Raw genomic sequence first — 18,089 nt, 5'->3', positions numbered from 1 at the left:
CTCTCCCCTTGGGAGAGGGTTGGGGTGAGGGCTGAGCGGGTGCCGGGTGCCTTGGTTTCATCCCAGCAATTCCCGCAGGGTGGCCAGGGTATCGGCCTCATCCACAGGCTTGTCGAGGCGCCAGCGCAGCATGCGCGGAAAGCGCACGGCGATGCCGCTCTTGTGCCGGCTGCTGGCGGCGATGCCTTCGAAGCCCAGCTCGAACACCAGAGTCGGCGTCACGCTGCGCACGGGGCCGAACTTCTCCACGGTTGTCTTGCGCACGATGGCGTCGACTTTGCGCATCTCCTCGTCGGTAAGCCCGGAATACGCCTTGGCGAAGGGCACCAGCTTGCGCTCCGGGTCGCCCGGCTCGCCGTCCCAGACGGCAAAGGTGTAATCGGTGTAGAGGCTGGCGCGGCGGCCATGACCGCGCTGGGCATAGATCAGCACGGCATCGACGGAGTAGGGGTCGATCTTCCATTTCCACCAGACGCCGACGTCCTTGGTCCGACCGACGCCGTACTGGGCGGCGCGCGCCTTGATCATCATGCCTTCCACGCCCAGCGCGCGGGAGGCTTCGCGCTGGCGGGCCAGGTCCTGCCAATCCGCTCCGCTCACCAGTGGCGAAAGCATCAGCCGCGGGCTGGGGCATTGGCCCACGACCGCCTCGAGCTGCTGGCGGCGTTCGCGGTGCTCGCGCTGCCGCCAGTCGTCGCCCTGCCATTCCAGCAGGTCGTAGGCGAGCACCGCCACCGGCGCATCCTGCAGTACCTTGGCGGTCAGGTTCTTGCGGCCGATGCGCTGTTGCAGCAGGGCGAAGGGTTGTACGCCGAAGCGTTCGTCTGTCTCTGAATCATCGCTGTAGGACTGTTCGAAAAGATTGGTCGTAGGCTCGCCGGGGGCGTGCTTCCAGACCAGGATCTCGCCATCGATGACTGTGCCGTCCGGCAGTTCGCTGGCCAGCTCGCAGAGTTCCGGGAAGCGCTCGCTGACCAGCTCCTCACCACGCGACCAGACCCAGATCTGCCCGTCGCGTTTGACCAGCTGCGCACGGATGCCGTCCCACTTCCATTCGACGAACCAGTTCTCTGGCGCGCCGAGCAGGGTGTCGAACTCCTCGACCGGCGCCTGTAGCGGATGGGCAAGAAAGAAGGGGTAGGGCTGGCCGCCGCGCTGCGCATGTTCGTGTTCGGACTCGTCGGCAATCAGCGCGAGGTAGCCTTCGGCGCTGGGACGGTGCGACAGGTCGGTATAGCCAACCAGCCGCTGCGCGACCCGTTTCGGATCGAGATCGACCAGCGAGGCCAGCGCACGAGTGACCAGCAATTTCGACACGCCCACACGAAAGGCGCCGGTGATCAGTTTGATGCAGACCATCAGGCTGAGCCGGTCCAGCTGCGCCCACAGTGCCGGCAAGCGCTCGGTCAGCTCCTCTGGTGGCATCCCGCGCAGGGGTAGCAGCTTGTCCTGCATCCATACGGCGAGGCCATCGTCGGAGCTGTGCTCGGCCTCGGGCATCAGCAGCGAGATGGTTTCGGCCATATCACCGACGGCCTGATAGCTTTCCTCGAACAGCCATTCCGGCAAGCCAGATGCCTGCATGGCGGTTTCGCGCAATACCCTGGTCGGCACAAGTTGGCGAGGTCGACCGCCGGAAAGGAAGTAGACCGCCCAGGCGGCGTCAGCGGGATCGGCCTCGCGGAAATAGTCGCGCATTGCCGCGAGCTTGGCGTTGCTCGAGGTGGTCGCGTCGAGGCGGCTATAGAGCGTGGCGAACGCTTTCATGCGGCGCCTCCGTACCGGTGTGGTGCGGCCGGTTGCGCGCAAGCTCGCTCCTACAAGGCGGGGTGGTGATCCGCCGAGTCATTCGGCCTCCTGGGTGTTCGCATCGTCTTCCTCGCCATACTCGGTCTCGAATGCCTGCGCATCGAGCCCGCGCATCTCACGCAGATAACGGACCAGGATCGGAACGGAACCGTGAGTCACCATTACCCGCTCGGCACCGGTCTGTTCGATGGCCCAGAGCAGCCCTGGCCAGTCGGCGTGATCGGAGAGCACGAAGCCGCGGTCGACCCCGCGTCGACGACGGGTGCCGCGCAACATCATCCAGCCGCTGGCGAAGGCATCGGCATAGTCACCGAAACGACGCATCCATGTGCTCCCGCCAGCTGACGGCGGCGCGAGGATGATGGCCTGCTTCAGCCGAGGGTCGCCCTTTTTCAGGTCGCCGGCATAAATGGTCGGTGGAAGATAGACACCGCCTTCGCGATAGACCTTGTTCAGTGGCTCCACAGCGCCATGGACGACGATGGTGCCGATGTTCTCATCCAATCCGTGAAGGATGCGCTGCGCCTTGCCGAAGGCATAGCAGAACAGCACCGAGGCTCGCCCGGCCGCGGCGTTGGCGCGCCACCAGTCATTGATGTCGCGGAATACCTCGGCCTGGGACGGCCATTTGTAGATCGGCAAACCGAAGGTCGATTCGGTAATGAAGGTGTGGCAGCGCACCGGCTCGAACGGGGCGCAGGTGCCGTCCGGCTCGACCTTGTAGTCGCCTGAGGCCACCCAGACCTCGCCCTTGTATTCCAGTCGCACCTGAGCCGAGCCGAGCACATGGCCGGCCGGGTGGAAGCTGAGCTTTACGCCGTGATGTTCGACGGACTCACCGTAGGCCAGCGTTTGCAGCGGCATATCGGCGGCGATGCGTGAACGCAGAATGCCTTCGCTGTCGCTTGAAGCCAGGTAATGGCCCATGCCCCAGCGCGCGTGGTCGCCGTGGGCGTGGGTGATGACGGCGCGATCGACCGGACGCCAGGGATCGATGTAGAAATCACCGGGTGGGCAGTAGAGGCCTTCGGGACGAGCAACGACAAGATCCATGACGACTGGCAGTTCGATGGGCTTGCAGGGTTGGAGCCCGGCGAGGCGTTTGGAGTTCGCTCGCCGGGCTACCTGGGCTGATCGGGAGTCAGCGGATTCGTCCTTCCTGCAACTCCAGATCCTCCTTGGCGAAGTCGTCCACGTCGATGACTTTGCGCCGTGCGAGTTCTGCCATCTGCAGCTGCTCGGCCTCCACGGCATCTATGACGCCGGCAGCCAGCGCGGCATCGATCGAACTTTCACCAGCGGCCGGCATGACCGCGCCGGACTTGAGCGCCTTGGCCAGCTTCTTGGCTGCGTCCTGGCTGGTGGCGAGGATTTCGAAAGCGTGCTTCAGCGCGCCGAGCGGCTGCTCGGGATCCTGCGGGCGGTACATGCCATCGAGGACGCGCTCCAAAGCCGGATCGCCTTCCGGGCGGCCGAGGAGGGCGGCGACCTCGGCGTCCAGGACGTCGGACGGCCCCTTGTGGCGCGCACCGAAGGGGAACACCAGAGCATGCAGCAGGTGCCCGAGAATGCGGTTGGGGAAGTTGGCCAGCACGTCCTGCAGGGCGGATTCGGCCTTCTCCAGGCAATCCTCCAGCGCCCAGCGCAGTAGCGGCTCCTGTTCGGTCGGATGGCCGAGGTCATGGAACTGCTTGAGTGCTGCGGAGGCGAGGTAAAGATGGCTGAGCACGTCGCCCAGCCGCGCCGACAGCCGCTCGCGACGCTTGAGTTCGCCGCCGAGCAGCATCATCGACAGATCGGCCAGCATCGCGAATGCCGCGGCGATGCGATTGAGCGCGCGGAAGTAGGGTTGCGTGACGCTCGTCCCCGGCACACGCCCCATCAGACCGAAGCTCAAACCCAGCAGCAGGGTACTGGCCGTGTTGCTGACGGCGAAGCCGATATGTTGCATCAACAGGTCATCGAATTTCACAACGGCGGCTTCACGATCCGGCTCGTGGACCAGCTCCATTTCGCGCAGCACGAACGGATGGCAGCGGATTGCGCCCTGGCCGAAGATCATCAGGTTGCGCGAGAGGATGTTGGCACCTTCCACGGTGATGGAGATCGGCGCCGACAGCCACAGGCGTCCGAGGTAATTGTTCGGGCCGAGGATGATGCCCTTGCCACCGTGGATATCCATGGCGTCGGTGATGCAGGCACGGCCGCGTTCGGTGAGGTGGTACTTCAGAATCGCCGAGAGCACCGAGGGCTTTTCGCCCAGGTCGACGGCGTTGGCGGTGAGAATACGCGCCGCGTCCATCAGCCAGGCGTTGCCGCCGATGCGCGCCAACGGCTCCTGAATGCCTTCGAAGGCGGCCAACGGCACGTTGAACTGCTCGCGGACCTGCGCATAGCGACCGCTTACGTAGCTGCAGACCTTGGCGGCGCTGGTGCCGGTCGCCGGCAGGGAGATCGAGCGGCCGACCGACAGGCAGTTCATCAGCATCATCCAGCCTTTGCCGATCATGTCGCGGCCGCCGATGATCGCATCCAGCGGCACGAAGACATCCTTGCCCCAATTCGGCCCGTTCATGAAGGCCGCACCCAGCGGCAGGTGGCGACGGCCGATGTCCACGCCGGGAGTGTCGGTGGGGATCAACGCCAGGCTGATGCCGAGTTCTTCCTCATCGCCCAGCAAGTGATCCGGATCGTAGGTCTTGAAAGCTACGCCGAGCAGGGTCGCCACCGGGCCGAGGGTGATGTAGCGCTTCTCCCAGTTCAGCCGCAGGCCGAGCACTTCTTCGCCCTGCCACTGGCCGCGGCAGATCACGCCGCTGTCGTTCATGGCGCCGGCGTCGGAGCCGGCATATGGGCCGGTGAGGGCAAAGCAGGGAATGTCGGAGCCATTGGCCAGGCGCGGCAGGTAGTGGTTGCGCTGCTCATCGGTGCCGTAGTGCATCAGCAGCTCGGCCGGACCGAGAGAGTTGGGCACCATCACGGTGCTGGCCAGGTCACCGCTGCGGGTGGCGAGTTTCATCACGATCTGCGAGTGGGCGTAGGCGGAGAAGCCCTTACCGCCGTATTCCTTGGGGATGATCAGGGCGAAGAAGCCTTCGGCCTTGATGTAGTCCCAGGCGGCGGGCGGCAGGTCCATGCGCTGGGCGATATCCCAGTCGCTGACCAGGGCGCAGAGGGTTTCGGTAGGGCCGTCGAGGAAGGCCTGTTCTTCATCCGTGAGGCGCGCCTTCGGATAGCCGAGCAGGGTGTCCCAGTCCGGCCGGCCGCTGAACAGCTCGCCGTCCCACCAGACGGTGCCGGCGTCGATGGCGTCGCGCTCGGTGGCGGAAATCGGCGGTAGCACCTTCTTGAACCAGTCGAACATCGGCCCGCTGAAGTACTTGCGGCGCACGTCTGCGACCAATAGAGGCACCGCAATGGCGATCAAGGCGAGCCAGAGCAGGAATACCACCACCCCGGAGGTGTCGGCAGCGGTCATGAAGACCAGGTAGGTGGCGACGATCACCAGTGCCGGCACCGGCGACAGGCGCAGGTGGGCGATTACGGCAATGCCGAGCAGTAGAACCAGCAACCAGAGCAGCGTCATGAGTCTTATCCTTTCAGGTTCGAACAGCTTCCGTCTTCAGCATAGGCGCTTGCGCCGCTGCAGCGAAGGGACGAGGTGTCGCCGCCGGCCAACGGGCGGCGACGGGTGATGGTTCAGCTCGGCCGGGCGCCGAGCATTTGCGTGTCGGCATCGTCGGCGTTCTGGTTGGCTGCCGGCTTTTCCTGCGGCACGCCGGCAACATTGATTTCCGGCAATCGCCCACCGATGAATTCGATGCTGCGGGTGGGGAAGGCGAACTGCACGTCCATGTCGCGAATGCCCTGCAGCAGGGCGAGGTTGATCTCCTGCTGGGTGTCCATGTACTTGTTGTAGTCCGAGACCTGCATGATGTAGACGACCTCGAAGGTCAGCTGACTGTCGTCGAAGCCGAGGAAATGCGCGCGGTCGAACTTCGCCACTTCGATGCCTTCGATAATGCGCTTCACCAGTTCTGCCACCTCTTTCACCTTTTCGGTTGGCGTGTCGTAGGTGATGCCGAACTTGAAGACGATCCGCCGCGTGTTCATGCGCTTGTAGTTGTGCACGATCTGCCGCAACAGGTCGGCGTTGGATACGACCACCTGTTCGCCGCTGAGGGCGCGAATGCGCGTGGTTTTCAGGCCAATGTGCTCGATGTTGCCGGCCACCTCGCCGAATACCACGAAGTCACCGATCTCGAACGGCTTGTCCACGCCGATGGACAGCGAGGCGAAGATGTCGCTGAGCAGCGTCTGTACTGCCAGGGCGATGGCGATACCGCCAACGCCGAGGCTGGCGACCATGGCGGTGATGTCGACACCCAGGTTGGCGAGGATCGATAGCAGCATCATGGTCCAGACCACGATGCGGATCATGATGCCGATGATGGTGGTGGTGACCGGATTGCGGGCCTTGCCGTCGCGGGTCAGGCTCTCCATCCACAGGCGCACGCCGGTGTCCATCCACAGCGCGAACTGGAACGCGAGGGCGATGAACCAGCCGTGGGACATTGTCGATTCCCAGCGAGGCGACAGTTCGACCGTCTTCAGTGCGATCAGCAGTGAGAACGCCAGGATCAGCAGATTGCTGGTGCGTGAAAGCAGTTCGGCGGTGATGCCGAGGAACTTGGTCTTGGACCCGGTGGCGAGCTTGTTGAGGCGCCTGGTGACGATCCCGAGGATGGTGCGCAGAACCAGGTAGCTGACGATGGTGATCCCCAGCACGATCGCCAGGTTGATCCAGAGTGTCTCGTTGAGCAGGGCGTCCCAGTTCATCCATATCCTCCGATAAGGGTGCGCATGATGCAGCGAAGGCCACGTTTTTCAGTGGCCCTCGCTGCTCATAAGTTCCCTATGTCGGCGGCGGTATGGGTGGTGCTGGCGGACTCGACGGCCGCGTCGGTGCGATCAGTCGCTTGGTAACACAGTGGCGAGCTCGTCGTAGCCGCCCGCGTTGATGACCTGTGTGTAGCCGAGCTTCTCGAGCACGTCCTGCGCTTCGGAGGCACGGCGGCCGCTGCGGCAGTAGAGCACGGCCGGCGTGTCCTTTTCCGGGGCCAGCGTTCCGATCCGCTCGGCGATATCCGGAGTCTCGATGCGAACCGCGCCGGGTAGCGCTCCTTCGGCGAACTCGTCAGCAGTCCTTACATCGATCAGCACGGTGTCGGCTCGCTGCAGCATCTGCAGGGCGGTGGGCTGATCGATCTCGCCAGCCGATGCGTGCAGGCTCAGAGCCAGCAGTAGGGAAAGAATCGGGGCGCGCATGGGAACTCCTCGCAGCGCGCCGGTGGCGCGCTCAGCTGAATATACGGGTCAGGTTGGGCAGGATGAGAATCACTGCCGTGGCAATGACGATCAGTGTCGCCTGCCGAAATTTCTTCTGCTTGAGCATGACATGGCCTTTTATTCTTGTGTGTAGCGATTATCGCCTTGCCGAAGGGGCGGAGACGGTACGTGACCGCGGTTTCCAGAATCCGATGCCGGTAAACGAGACGTGCCGGACATTCGCCCGGACTCAAGAGAAAGCAATTTCCGCACCAGCGAACGCTTCCAGCGATGGAGCTGGTCGCTGCTTTTGGTTGTCTTCCGTTTTACACCGCATCGGAGGACAGACAATGAACAAGCCGAAGTTTCCGCTAGTACTGTTACTCACCGCCATTTCCAGCGCTGCATTGGCGCAGCAGGAGGGCATGACGCTGCAGCAGGAGCGTGACCAGATGGGTGCCGATTTGGAAGAAAATCGCCAGCAGATCGGTCGCGATATCAACCGTATCCGTGAGCCGGGCACCACTCGGGAGCAGACGCCCGGTATCAACCGAGGGGGCGTGCAGAGTGATGCATACAATCCCCAACCCAACGTTCCGGGTGCCACGAACCCGCCGACCGGGACCGGTTTGCCGAGTCCGCAGAACAATGTCCGCCAGCCGAACGGTGGCGTGGGCGCGAATCCTGCTCCGGGCACCACCCAGCCGCAGACCGCTCCGGGTGGTGCCAATGGAAACGCCAATCAGGGCGGCGTCACACCGCCGGGTGGAATCGGAACAGGTAGCGGTAACGGTGCAGGCGGAGCCAGCAGCGGCGGTGCGGCCAGCGGCGGCGCAACGGGTGGCGCCGCCGGCCAGCGTTGAGTCGGCCGGCGTTCAGCTGGTGGTGTCGCCGCTGCTCAGAAGGCTCAGGGTGGCCGTATCGGCCTGACCGTCGAAGAAGGCTTGCAGCGCCTGCTCGAACTGGGCGGAGTCTGGCGCTACATGGGCGAAGAGGGTCATGCAGGAGTGAAACTTCAGGTCGTCTGGGCTTCCCAGAATCTGCTGTGCGCTGCTGCGGTGATGCCCTAGCATCGCCGCGGTGCAGGCCAGCAGACGTGGCCCCAGCAGCGGGTGCTGCAGATAGGCTTCAGCCTCGGCTCGGCCCGAAATCGCGTAGCGCTGTGCCATGGCGCTGCGGCCAAGCCCCTGCAGCTGCGGAAAGATGAACCACATCCAGTGCGTACGTTTGCGCCCGCTGCGCAGTTCTGCCAGCGCCTGCGGATACTGGAGTTGTTGAGCGTCGACGAAGCGCTGCAGGTGGTAGGGATCGGCCATGGAAGTGATTGCGGCATGAAAAGGACTGCGAGCAATCTGCAACAGGCCAGACGGCTCGACAATCGCTGACGGACGTACGGTGCCCTCGGATTGGGGCTCTAGAACGCAAAAACCCCTGGCTTCGGGGAAGTCAGGGGTTTTGCTTGAATCGAATATGGCGGTGAGGAAGGGATTCGAACCCTTGATACGATTTCTCGTATACACACTTTCCAGGCGTGCTCCTTCAACCGCTCGGACACCTCACCGGATCGACGGAGGTTCATGTCCGTCGAGGCGCGCTAATGTAATCGAACCCTGTGCCTTTGGCAAAAACTTTTTTAGCTTATTCATGCGCTTAACAAATTCGTCTCGCTCAGGTGACAGGCTGCACGTTCCGCTAGACTCCTGATTGCAGCCTTGGTCGATGCCTGGGTTATTTTGAATAAGAAGCCGAGCGGAGCTCACCTGTTCCATGAAACTGACAAGCAAGTCAGGCAAGCATATCGATACCTTGCTGGTGCCGACCCGGCGTCGGGTTGCTGTCGCCCGCCTGGAATTGGGTATGTACGTCTGCGAGCTGGATCGGCCGTGGAATGAAACGAACTTTGCGTTCCAGGGTTTTCCGCTGCTGAAGCCCGCCGAGATACGCGCGCTACGCAACTGTTGCGAGTATGTCTATGTCGACGATACGCGCAGAGTTCGCTTGCAGGACGATACGCCGGTTCCGGTCGTCGGGCCGCGTGTTCGCAAGCCGATAGAGCGACCGCAGCACGCGCTTTCGACCGAGGTGGAAGAGGCCCGCGCAGCCTATCTGGATGGCTCCCGCTTGATCGAACAGGTACTGGCCGACGTGCAGCATGGACGAGTGATCGACACCCGCGCATGCCATGGCGCCGTCAAGCGCAACCTGGCCAGCATGCTGCGCAATGAAAGCGCCATGCTCTGGCTGGTCCGGCTGAAGAACAAGGATCTCTACACCAGCCTGCACTGCTTGTCGGTGTCGATCATGGCGATGGGCTTCGGCAATCATCTCGGCCTGCAGGACGACAAACTCCAGCTGCTGGGCATGGCGGGGTTGCTGCATGACGTCGGCAAGATGCGCATTGATCCGGAGATTCTCAACAAGCCCGGAAAGCTCACCGCGCAGGAGTTCGAGGTGATCAAGCGGCATCCGGTCTTCGGTCTGGAAGCGCTGCGAGCGCAACCCGGTATTCCGGAGGCTGCACTGCACGCCGCGTATGGCCATCACGAGCGACTCGATGGCACTGGATATCCGCTGGGTTCGGGGCCGGCGCAGATTTCCTACATGACGCGCATCATCACTATTGTCGACGCTTTCGACGCCATTACCAGCCACCGGGCCTACGATTGCGCGCGACCGGTGCAATCGGCCTTCGAGATTCTGCGCAGCGCCAGCGGCAGGCAGTTCGACGAGGACCTGGTGCGCGAATTCATCCGTTGGCTGGGAGCCTTCCCGGTGGGTACGCTCGTCGAGTTGCACACCGGCGAGGTCGCCGTGGTAGTGGAAAAACATCGGCAATACCAACTCCGCCCCCGTGTTGTGGTGTTGCGCGATGCCGCCAAGCAGCGCTGCACGCCGCGTTATCTGGATCTGGCGCAGATCACCGTGGACGAGGAGGGTGCGCCTTACCGGATATCCGTCGGTCTGCCGGATGGCTCTTTCGGGCTTCATCTCGCCGACCCCGAGCTACAGGCCATCCTGCACCCCGAGACACTGGCCGACTTCGAATCGAGCTGATCCCTTCTGTACAGATACGTTTCGGTGCGGCTTTGACGCCTCTGGCGTGACCGGCCGGTCGGTCATCGCGCTTTACCTGAGCCTGAGCGCTGGGTAACGTCTGCCCACTTTAAAAACAAGGAATCTCGTCATGAGTGAGCTGGTCTCCTACCAATTCGAAGACGGCGTTGCCACGCTGACGCTGTGCAATGGCAAGGTCAACGCCCTTTCGCCTGCCGTGTTCGAGGCGCTCAACGCCGCGCTGGATCGCGCCGAGCAGGACCGTGCCGTCGTGATTCTCACCGGGCAGCCAGGCATCCTGTCCGGCGGCTACGATCTAAAGGTCATGACGTCGAGCCCGCAGAACGCCATGACGCTGGTCGCTACCGGTTCGACCTTCTCCCGCCGGATGCTGGCACACCCGTTCCCGATCATCGTGGCGTGCCCAGGGCATGCGATCGCCAAAGGCGCCTTCCTACTGTTGTCCGCCGATTACCGCATTGGTGTCGAAGGGCCATTCCATATAGGCCTCAATGAGGTGCAGATCGGCATGACCATGCACCATGCAGGCATCGAGTTAGCGCGTGACCGTTTGCGCAAGTCAGCCTTCCATCGCTCGGTGATCAACGGCGAGATGTTCGATCCGATTGGCGCGGTGGATGCCGGTTTTCTCGACAAGGTGGCGCCGATCGGTGAGCTGCTGGCAGTCGCCAAAGCCGCGGCCGAGCAGCTGAAGAAGATCAACATGGTGGCGCACAAGAACACCAAGCTCAAAGTGCGCAAGGCGCTGCTGGAAACCCTGGATCAGGCGATCGCATTGGACCAGCAGCACTTCGGCTGAAAGAGCGCGCGGAGCGCAAGAGAATTTCTTCTCGAGTGCGCACGAGGGCCGGCCCTGCGTTTACACTGCGCGAGTGACGCCCCGCCGATGGCGGGGCGTTTTCATTTCTCATTCCGTGTCGCCTCGCAGGAGAGCCCCGATGTCCGCCCCGCACACCCCGGTAGAACGCTCCGATTTCGACCAGGTCATTGTTCCCACCTTCGCCCCCGCAGCCTTCGTACCGGTACGTGGCCTGGGTTCGCGAGTATGGGATCAGAGCGGGCGAGAACTGGTGGACTTCGCTGGCGGCATCGCGGTCAACGCACTGGGCCATGCGCATCCGGCGATGGTCGCGGCGCTTACCGAGCAGGCTGGCAAGCTCTGGCACATTTCCAACATCTATACCAACGAGCCGGCGCTGCGCCTGGCGAAGAAGCTGACGGCAGCGACCTTCGCCGACCGCGCGTTCTTCTGCAATTCCGGCGCGGAAGCCAACGAGGCGGCGTTCAAGCTGGCCCGTCGTTACGCCCATGACGTCTACGGGCCGCAGAAATTCGAGATTATCTCGGCGCTCAACAGCTTCCACGGCCGCACCCTGTTCACCGTCACGGTGGGCGGGCAGTCGAAGTACTCCGACGGCTTCGGGCCAAAGATCGAAGGGATTACCCATGTTCCCTTCAACGATCTCGACGCCCTGAAAGCGGCGATCTCCGACAAGACCTGCGCGGTGGTGCTCGAGCCGATCCAGGGCGAGAGCGGCATCCTGCCGGGCGACCAGGCCTATCTGGAAGGCGCTCGCCAGCTGTGCAACGAGCACAACGCGCTGCTCATCTTCGATGAGGTGCAGACCGGCCTCGGCCGTACCGGTGAGCTGTTCGCCTACATGCACTACGGCGTCACGCCGGACATCCTGACCAACGCCAAGAGCCTGGGCGGCGGCTTCCCGATCGGGACGATGCTGACCACCAACGAGATCGCCGCGCACCTGAGCGTCGGCACCCACGGCACCACTTATGGCGGCAATCCGCTGGCCTGCGCAGTTGCCGAGACGGTGCTGGATATCGTCAATACGCCGGAGGTGCTCGAAGGCGTCAAGGCGCGACACGAGCGTTTCAAGGCGCGCCTGATGCAGATCGGTGAGCGCTATGGCGTGTTCAGCCTGGTGCGTGGCCGTGGCCTGCTGATCGGCTGTGTGTTGAGCGAGGCCTGGAAGGGCAAGGCCGGTGCCTTCTGCGCCGCCGCGGAGAAGCAAGCTCTCATGGTGCTGCAGGCCGGCCCCGACGTGGTGCGCCTGGCGCCGAGCCTGGTCATCGACGAAGCTGATATCGACGAAGGGCTGGATCGCCTCGAGCGCGCCGTCGCGACGCTGACCCAGGCCTGACCATTCCCCATGCGCAGCGCCGCGGGCGCCGCGCGTTCTACTAGCGAGAGCAATTCAATGAGCGATAGCCTGCAACTGGTTCTGGAAGATGTCGACGGAACCCAACTGGAAACGTCCTGCACCCGTTTTGCCGTGATTTGGCAGGGCCGCGAGGTCTGGATTCAGCAGGTCGGCAACGGTCAGCTGATGATTGGTGTGGACGTCGAGGACGGCGACACCGAGTACGCCAATCTGGTGCTGCGCCCGTTGGCGACCAACCTGGTCAGCCTGCAGCTGGAAATGGAGCCGGTCGAGGCCGATGACGACGAGCACGTCCACGGCCCTGACTGCAATCACTGACGGCAGACCGGCATGCTCGCTATCGGCAAGCTGCTGGAACTGACCCTCGCCGGGCGCGAGCCCTGCGAGAAAGTCCAGCTCACCCCGCGCGGGGTGAAGCTGCACTGGCTGGCCGAGGGCGCGCTGCTGGTATCGCCGCCGAGCGGCCAGGATCAAGGCGTCGACCTGGTCCTGTCGGCCGGCATACACGGCAATGAACTCATCCCCATACATGTCCTGGATCGCCTGATCCGTGCGCTCGCACGGGGCGATGTGCAGCCCCGTGCGCGACTGTTGCTGCTGTTCGCCAATCCTGCAGCGATGCGTCGCATGGTTCGGTACATCGAACATGACCTTAACCGTCTCTTTCTCGGTGCCCATGCTGATGTATGGGGCGGCGAAGCCATTCGTGCGTCAGAGCTTGAGGCATTGGTCGGAGGCTTCTTCAGCGTGTCCGGACGCCAGCGCCGGCACTATGACCTGCACTCAGCGATGCGCCCGTCGCGTCTCGCCCAGTTTGCGATCTGCCCTTGGCGCGAGGGAGGGGGCGCACAACCCAATGCGTTGGCCCGACTGCATGCTCTGGCAGTCGAGGGCGTCCTGTTGCAGTGCCAGCCCAGCTCTACCTTCAGTGCCATGACCGCCACGCTTCATGGCGCCGAGGCGTTTACCTTGGAGCTTGCCGAAGGCAAGGACGAGGCACTGCCGCCGGCAGTGCTGCAGTTCGAGCAGGGGCTGATCGCAATGATCGAGGGGCGCGAGTTGCCTGCGGGTGCAGAGGCGCAACCGCAGCTGCTGAGTATTTCTCGAGAGATCATCAAGCGCAGCTCGCGGTTTCGGCTGTGTCTACCCGCTGACATCGAGAACTTTGCGCCATTGCCGCTTGGCAGCCTGCTTGCCGAGGACGACGGCATGCGCTGGGTGGTCGATGAGCCGGACGCGCGCATTCTTTTCCCCATGGCCGATGTTGCCGAAGGACAGCGTGCTGCATTGATCGTTGTGCCATTGGAGCAGTCCGACACGTAGCACTGAGGCGCTCGCTCCGGAAATGGGCGGTTGCAATCGGTCACTTGCGCCCTTATCTAGCTTCACTCCCTTCGCGTTGTGTGCACCTTCTTATGAGTACTGCTCTGTCCATCCGGCAGTTGACCAAGACCTACGGCAACGGCTTCCAGGCCCTCAAGGGTATCGATCTGGACGTGGCCGAAGGCGACTTCTTCGCCTTGCTCGGGCCCAATGGCGCCGGCAAGTCCACCACCATCGGCATCCTCTCCACCCTGGTGAACAAGAGCGGCGGCACGGTCAACGTGTTCGGTCACGATCTGGATCGCGACCCGTCCGGGCTCAAGCGTTGCCTGGGCGTGGTGCCGCAGGAATTCAACTTCAACCAGTTCGAGAAGGCCTTCGACATCCTGGTGACCCAGGCCGGCTACTACGGCATCCCGGCGAAGATTGCCAAGGAGCGCGCGGAGCGCTATCTCAACCAGCTGGGATTGTGGGACAAGCGTGATGTTTCCTCGCGGATGCTCTCCGGCGGCATGAAGCGCCGCCTGATGATCGCGCGGGCGCTGATCCATCAGCCGCGGCTGTTGATTCTCGACGAGCCCACCGCGGGTGTGGATATCGAGCTGCGCCGCTCGATGTGGTCGTTCCTTACCGAACTCAACCGCGAAGGCATCACCATCATCCTCACCACCCACTATCTGGAGGAGGCCGAACAGCTGTGCCGCAACATCGGCATCATCGACCATGGCCAGATCGTAAAGAACACCAGCATGCGCGAGCTGCTCTCGCAGCTGCACGTGGAAACCTTTCTGCTGGACCTCAAGGAGTCGCAACTGGTCGCGCCGGAGCTGGGCAGCTATCCGGCGCAGTTGATCGATCATCACACCCTCGAGGTGCAGGTGGAGAAGAGTCAGGGCGTGACCGAACTGTTCCGTCTGCTCAGCGCTCAGGGCATCGAGGTGCTGAGTCTGCGCAACAAGACCAACCGACTGGAGGAGCTGTTCGTGTCGCTGGTGGAGAACAACCTGAAGGTGAAGTCATGAGCGGCGAACTTCGTCCCAACCTGGTCGCGCTGCAGACCATCGTCCAGCGCGAGATCCGTCGCTATACACGCATCTGGCCGCAGACGCTGCTGCCCCCGGCGATCACCATGGTGCTGTACTTCGTCATCTTCGGCAGCCTGATCGGTGCGCGGATTGGGGACATGGGCGGCTTCAGCTACATGGACTACATCGTCCCGGGCCTGATCATGATGTCGGTGATCACCAACTCCTACAGCAACGTGGTGTCGAGCTTCTTCAGCACCAAGTTCCAGCGCTCCATCGAGGAGCTGCTGGTCTCGCCGGTATCGCCGCATGTGATCGTCATTGGTTTTGCCCTGGGTGGCATCACCCGAGGGCTGGCGGTTGCGGTAATCGTCACGCTGCTGTCGATGTTCTTCACCGATCTGCAGGTGCACCACCTGGGCGTGACCGTTCTGGTGATCACCCTGACGGCGAGCATCTTCGCCCTGGGCGGCTTCATCAACGCGGTGTTCGCGCGCAATTTCGATGATATCTCGATCATCCCGACCTTCGTGCTGACGCCGTTGACCTACCTCGGTGGGGTGTTCTATTCGATCAACCTGCTGTCGCCGTTCTGGCAGACGCTGTCGCTGGCCAACCCGGTTCTGCACATGGTCAACGCTTTCCGTTACGGCATCCTCGGCGTATCCGATATCCGCATCGGTGTGGCGATCAGCTTCATGCTGGTGGCGGTGGCGGCGCTCTATCTGGTCTCCGTCGGGCTGCTCAAGAGTGGACGCGGGATGCGTCAATAGACCGCCGACCGTTCGACGGCTACGTCGATGCCGCTGAAAAGAACGCCGCGAAGCGCTAAACTTCGCGGCGTTTCTCGTTCAGGTCCATTCCCCATGCAGCATCCCGCCGAACATTCCCCGCTGGGCAAGTCCAGTGACTACGTCGCCACCTACAGCCCGCACCTGCTGTTTCCGATTCCGCGCGCGCCGAAGTGGGCCGAGCTTGGTCTCACCGCCGAGACGCTGCCCTACCAGGGCGTGGATCTGTGGAATTGCTACGAACTGTCATGGTTGCTGCCTTCCGGCAAGCCGGTGGTGGCGATCGGTGAATTCGAGATTCCGGCGGACTCGCCGAGCATCATCGAATCCAAGTCGTTCAAGCTCTATCTGAACTCGCTGAACCAGTCGGTGTTCGAGTCGCGGGAAGCGCTGGCCGTGGTGATGAGCAGCGATCTTTCCGCGGCAGCCGGCAAGCCGGTGAAGGTGCGCCTGCGCACGCTGGATGAGGTGGCGGCCGAGGGTGTTGCGACGCTGCCGGGGCGCTGCGTCGACGATCTGGACGTGACCATCGAGCATTACGACCATCCTCAACCGGGACTGTTGGCCTGTGATGCCGGGCATATGGTCGAGGAGTCGCTGCACAGCCACTTGCTCAAGTCCAACTGCCCGGTGACCGGTCAGCCGGACTGGGGCAGCGTAGTCGTCGAGTACCGCGGCGCGGCGTTGCAGGCGGAGAGCCTGTTGGCCTATCTGGTGAGCTTCCGTCAGCATGCCGACTTTCACGAGCAATGCGTGGAGCGCATCTTTCTCGATCTGCAGCGTTTGCTGCAGCCGGAGAAGCTGACCGTCTACGCGCGTTACGTGCGCCGTGGCGGGCTGGACATCAATCCGTACCGCAGTACCGAGGCGATGGTCGTGGACAATCGCCGTCTGGTGCGCCAGTAACGCAGCGAGTCAGGGTCGCAGCGCGACCCGTGACCTGCTAGATGCCCATGTTGGCCAGGGTCTGCATGATGTTGCGCAGCGTCATGGCCATGCTTGGGTGGCTGACCTCGAAGCGCTCGACGGCCAGGTTGACGCCATCCACCAGCGAGTCGTTGTGGTCGGTGCTGCCCTGCGTCGCCAGGCGAACTTCGATGTCCTGGGCGATCGCTTGCAGCGAAGCCCGCTCCTCATCGGTCAGCGGCGTGTCCTGGGCCAGTTGATAACGCAGTTCTTCGAGCTGCGACTGCAGATCATGTTCCGGCATTTTGCTTCCCTCTCATGGGTTTACGGGCGGCGTGTAATGAACGTCGATAGCTGAAGGTTAAACCAGCGGCCAGGCCTTGTCTGTGCCTTTACCGGCGCTGGCGCAAGCGCCGGCCTGTGCCACGAAAGCCGAATATCCGGCTGACTGCCGAAAACAGGATGTTCACTCTATACTGCGCGGTCTGCGTCGGTGCGCCGCATGCACCAAATACCTAAGGGAGAGAAAAGTGATGCCCAAGATCGCTACGGCCTGGATCGCCGTGCTCAAGGCCAGTTTCGTCGCTACGATCGCCACGCTTGGCGCAGCGCCAGCGTTAGCGGCCGAAGAAGATCCGTGGGAAGGCGTCAACCGCGCGGTGTTTCGTTTCAATGACACCGTTGACACCTACACCCTCAAGCCATTGGCCCAGGGCTACCAGAAAGTGACGCCGAGCTTCCTCGAGGACGGAATCGGCAATGTGTTCAGTAATCTCGGTGATGTGGTGGTGCTGACCAATGACCTGCTGCAGGGCAAGGTCCGCGATGCCGGCATCGACACCAGTCGCATCCTGTTCAATACCACATTCGGCGTGCTCGGTTTCTTCGACGTTGCCACCCGTATGGGGCTGCACAAGAACGATGAGGACTTCGGCCAGACGCTGGGTGCCTGGGGGCTGGGAAGTGGGCCGTATGTCGTGCTGCCGCTGCTTGGGCCAAGCACGGTGCGTGATGCCGTCGGCCGGGTGCCGGATTCCTTCCTCGAACCGTATCCGCACATGGATCATGTGCCGACCCGCAACGTGACGCGGGGTGTGGACCTGATCGATACGCGCGCAGGACTGCTGTCAGCCGAGAAGATGATTCAGGGTGATCGCTACATCTTTGTACGCAACGCCTACCTTCAGAATCGCGAATTCCGGGTCAAGGACGGGGAAGTCGAAGACGACTTCTGAAGCCTGGCCGCATTTGCTGCGGCCATCGCTGGAGCAGGGTCAGGACATCGAAAGGATTGCCAGACCCAGGCTCTGCCGGCCATCGTCGAGCTGGCTGACGCGTACGACTTCTGTCTGCGCGTCCAGTCCTTTCAGTTCGCTGTGCTCGGATGGAATGAGTACGCGGACCTTGTCGCCCATGCGAAGTTGGGCGCTGGCCAGCACCTGCATGCCGGTACTGGAGAGGTCGATACAGGTGCCGCTCAGTTTTGTATCGCCATGTTCCAGCGCAACGGTGGTTTCGATCTGCATTCGGATGAAATCGCGCTTTTCACTGTAATCGCGGTCTTTCTGGCTCATGGTTTCAACCTTTTATATATGGCTCGCGGCATTCTTATAGCTCCCCTCAATTCGACCTGTAAAGGCGCCAGCCGGTCG

The 18,089-nt window shown here is 62.7% G+C and carries 18 protein-coding genes and 1 tRNA gene; 10 read left to right on the top strand and 9 right to left on the bottom strand.

The features are described from left to right. Nucleotides 1-57 precede the first annotated feature (57 nt). From LO50_RS10610 to LO50_RS10590, 5 genes are all read right to left on the bottom strand, one after another. A complete protein-coding gene (locus LO50_RS10610; protein ID WP_044314966.1) occupies nucleotides 58-1,767 on the bottom strand; it encodes an ATP-dependent DNA ligase in 1,710 nt (569 codons plus the stop codon). A 78-nt stretch (nucleotides 1,768-1,845) separates the two neighbouring features. Next, complete coding sequence (locus LO50_RS10605) at nucleotides 1,846-2,862, bottom strand: ligase-associated DNA damage response exonuclease (protein ID WP_044314965.1); 1,017 nt, start codon at nucleotides 2,860-2,862, stop codon at nucleotides 1,846-1,848. An 88-nt stretch (nucleotides 2,863-2,950) separates the two neighbouring features. Next, the gene (locus LO50_RS10600; RefSeq protein WP_044314964.1) at nucleotides 2,951-5,395 is read right to left on the bottom strand and encodes an acyl-CoA dehydrogenase; all 2,445 of its coding nucleotides are present in this window, start codon (nucleotides 5,393-5,395) and stop codon (nucleotides 2,951-2,953) included. A gap of 113 nt (nucleotides 5,396-5,508) precedes the next feature. Continuing rightward, nucleotides 5,509-6,648, bottom strand: a complete 1,140-nt coding sequence (locus LO50_RS10595) for a mechanosensitive ion channel family protein (protein ID WP_044314963.1) — start codon at nucleotides 6,646-6,648, stop codon at nucleotides 5,509-5,511. A gap of 132 nt (nucleotides 6,649-6,780) precedes the next feature. After that, nucleotides 6,781-7,137 (bottom strand): rhodanese-like domain-containing protein, encoded by a 357-nt coding sequence (locus LO50_RS10590; protein WP_044314962.1) that lies wholly within the window; start codon nucleotides 7,135-7,137, stop codon nucleotides 6,781-6,783. A 350-nt stretch (nucleotides 7,138-7,487) separates the two neighbouring features. Here LO50_RS10590 and LO50_RS10585 point away from each other — a divergent pair, with 350 nt between their 5' ends. Continuing rightward, complete coding sequence (locus LO50_RS10585) at nucleotides 7,488-8,000, top strand: hypothetical protein (protein WP_044314961.1); 513 nt, start codon at nucleotides 7,488-7,490, stop codon at nucleotides 7,998-8,000. Between the two features lie 12 nt (nucleotides 8,001-8,012). Here LO50_RS10585 and LO50_RS10580 read toward each other — a convergent pair whose 3' ends face one another. After that, nucleotides 8,013-8,453 (bottom strand): DUF1810 domain-containing protein, encoded by a 441-nt coding sequence (locus LO50_RS10580; protein ID WP_044314960.1) that lies wholly within the window; start codon nucleotides 8,451-8,453, stop codon nucleotides 8,013-8,015. Between the two features lie 155 nt (nucleotides 8,454-8,608). Beyond that, nucleotides 8,609-8,698: transfer RNA gene (locus LO50_RS10575), tRNA-Ser, on the bottom strand. A gap of 206 nt (nucleotides 8,699-8,904) precedes the next feature. On the opposite strand from LO50_RS10575, the gene LO50_RS10570 reads away from it, so the two are divergent. From LO50_RS10570 to queF, 8 genes are all read left to right on the top strand, one after another. Further along, on the top strand, nucleotides 8,905-10,191 hold the full coding sequence (locus LO50_RS10570) for an HD-GYP domain-containing protein (protein ID WP_044314959.1): 1,287 nt from the start codon (nucleotides 8,905-8,907) through the stop codon (nucleotides 10,189-10,191). Nucleotides 10,192-10,321: 130 nt separating this feature from the next. Continuing rightward, nucleotides 10,322-11,011, top strand: a complete 690-nt coding sequence (locus LO50_RS10565) for a crotonase/enoyl-CoA hydratase family protein (protein WP_044314958.1) — start codon at nucleotides 10,322-10,324, stop codon at nucleotides 11,009-11,011. 139 nt (nucleotides 11,012-11,150) lie between these two features. After that, the gene (locus tag LO50_RS10560; protein ID WP_044314957.1) at nucleotides 11,151-12,371 is read left to right on the top strand and encodes an aspartate aminotransferase family protein; all 1,221 of its coding nucleotides are present in this window, start codon (nucleotides 11,151-11,153) and stop codon (nucleotides 12,369-12,371) included. A 57-nt stretch (nucleotides 12,372-12,428) separates the two neighbouring features. Further along, on the top strand, nucleotides 12,429-12,710 hold the full coding sequence (locus LO50_RS10555) for a hypothetical protein (protein ID WP_003282913.1): 282 nt from the start codon (nucleotides 12,429-12,431) through the stop codon (nucleotides 12,708-12,710). Nucleotides 12,711-12,722: 12 nt separating this feature from the next. Continuing rightward, complete coding sequence (locus LO50_RS10550) at nucleotides 12,723-13,715, top strand: succinylglutamate desuccinylase (RefSeq protein ID WP_044314956.1); 993 nt, start codon at nucleotides 12,723-12,725, stop codon at nucleotides 13,713-13,715. A 92-nt stretch (nucleotides 13,716-13,807) separates the two neighbouring features. Continuing rightward, nucleotides 13,808-14,737 carry an ABC transporter ATP-binding protein gene (locus LO50_RS10545; RefSeq protein WP_023447139.1) on the top strand — a complete coding sequence of 310 codons (930 nt, stop codon included), beginning with the start codon at nucleotides 13,808-13,810 and terminating at the stop codon, nucleotides 14,735-14,737. Continuing rightward, a complete protein-coding gene (locus LO50_RS10540) occupies nucleotides 14,734-15,513 on the top strand; it encodes an ABC transporter permease (RefSeq protein ID WP_044314955.1) in 780 nt (259 codons plus the stop codon). The genes LO50_RS10545 and LO50_RS10540 overlap by 4 nt, the downstream gene beginning before the upstream one ends. A gap of 93 nt (nucleotides 15,514-15,606) precedes the next feature. Then, nucleotides 15,607-16,437, top strand: coding sequence for an NADPH-dependent 7-cyano-7-deazaguanine reductase QueF (gene queF / locus LO50_RS10535; protein ID WP_044314954.1), 831 nt, complete (start codon nucleotides 15,607-15,609; stop codon nucleotides 16,435-16,437). Nucleotides 16,438-16,474: 37 nt separating this feature from the next. On the opposite strand, the gene LO50_RS10530 is transcribed toward queF, so the two are convergent. Beyond that, a complete protein-coding gene (locus tag LO50_RS10530) occupies nucleotides 16,475-16,741 on the bottom strand; it encodes a DUF4404 family protein (protein WP_011912816.1) in 267 nt (88 codons plus the stop codon). A 229-nt stretch (nucleotides 16,742-16,970) separates the two neighbouring features. On the opposite strand from LO50_RS10530, the gene LO50_RS10525 reads away from it, so the two are divergent. Continuing rightward, nucleotides 16,971-17,672, top strand: coding sequence for an MlaA family lipoprotein (locus LO50_RS10525; protein WP_023447141.1), 702 nt, complete (start codon nucleotides 16,971-16,973; stop codon nucleotides 17,670-17,672). A 39-nt stretch (nucleotides 17,673-17,711) separates the two neighbouring features. Here the strand turns inward: LO50_RS10525 and LO50_RS10520 are convergent, their stop codons facing one another. Beyond that, nucleotides 17,712-18,011: a PilZ domain-containing protein gene (locus LO50_RS10520; protein ID WP_014820049.1), complete on the bottom strand. Its 300-nt coding sequence runs from the start codon at nucleotides 18,009-18,011 to the stop codon at nucleotides 17,712-17,714. Nucleotides 18,012-18,089: the final 78 nt, after the last annotated feature.

Source organism: Stutzerimonas stutzeri, from assembly GCF_000935215.1.
Lineage (GTDB): Bacteria > Pseudomonadota > Gammaproteobacteria > Pseudomonadales > Pseudomonadaceae > Stutzerimonas.
The sequence above is the reverse complement of the archived record's forward strand: the minus strand, read 5'-3'. Positions and strand labels throughout refer to the sequence as shown.

Bases quoted from the DNA above. Each gene is read 5' to 3' on its own strand.
- LO50_RS10610 (WP_044314966.1), bottom strand. From the start codon at position 1,767: ATGAAAGCGTTCGCCACGCTCTATAGCCGCCTCGACGCGACCACCTCG.
- LO50_RS10605 (WP_044314965.1), bottom strand. From the start codon at position 2,862: ATGGATCTTGTCGTTGCTCGTCCCGAAGGCCTCTACTGCCCACCCGGT.
- LO50_RS10600 (WP_044314964.1), bottom strand. From the start codon at position 5,395: ATGACGCTGCTCTGGTTGCTGGTTCTACTGCTCGGCATTGCCGTAATC.
- LO50_RS10595 (WP_044314963.1), bottom strand. From the start codon at position 6,648: ATGAACTGGGACGCCCTGCTCAACGAGACACTCTGGATCAACCTGGCG.
- LO50_RS10590 (WP_044314962.1), bottom strand. From the start codon at position 7,137: ATGCGCGCCCCGATTCTTTCCCTACTGCTGGCTCTGAGCCTGCACGCA.
- LO50_RS10585 (WP_044314961.1), top strand. From the start codon at position 7,488: ATGAACAAGCCGAAGTTTCCGCTAGTACTGTTACTCACCGCCATTTCC.
- LO50_RS10580 (WP_044314960.1), bottom strand. From the start codon at position 8,453: ATGGCCGATCCCTACCACCTGCAGCGCTTCGTCGACGCTCAACAACTC.
- LO50_RS10570 (WP_044314959.1), top strand. From the start codon at position 8,905: ATGAAACTGACAAGCAAGTCAGGCAAGCATATCGATACCTTGCTGGTG.
- LO50_RS10565 (WP_044314958.1), top strand. From the start codon at position 10,322: ATGAGTGAGCTGGTCTCCTACCAATTCGAAGACGGCGTTGCCACGCTG.
- LO50_RS10560 (WP_044314957.1), top strand. From the start codon at position 11,151: ATGTCCGCCCCGCACACCCCGGTAGAACGCTCCGATTTCGACCAGGTC.
- LO50_RS10555 (WP_003282913.1), top strand. From the start codon at position 12,429: ATGAGCGATAGCCTGCAACTGGTTCTGGAAGATGTCGACGGAACCCAA.
- LO50_RS10550 (WP_044314956.1), top strand. From the start codon at position 12,723: ATGCTCGCTATCGGCAAGCTGCTGGAACTGACCCTCGCCGGGCGCGAG.
- LO50_RS10545 (WP_023447139.1), top strand. From the start codon at position 13,808: ATGAGTACTGCTCTGTCCATCCGGCAGTTGACCAAGACCTACGGCAAC.
- LO50_RS10540 (WP_044314955.1), top strand. From the start codon at position 14,734: ATGAGCGGCGAACTTCGTCCCAACCTGGTCGCGCTGCAGACCATCGTC.
- queF (WP_044314954.1), top strand. From the start codon at position 15,607: ATGCAGCATCCCGCCGAACATTCCCCGCTGGGCAAGTCCAGTGACTAC.
- LO50_RS10530 (WP_011912816.1), bottom strand. From the start codon at position 16,741: ATGCCGGAACATGATCTGCAGTCGCAGCTCGAAGAACTGCGTTATCAA.
- LO50_RS10525 (WP_023447141.1), top strand. From the start codon at position 16,971: ATGCCCAAGATCGCTACGGCCTGGATCGCCGTGCTCAAGGCCAGTTTC.
- LO50_RS10520 (WP_014820049.1), bottom strand. From the start codon at position 18,011: ATGAGCCAGAAAGACCGCGATTACAGTGAAAAGCGCGATTTCATCCGA.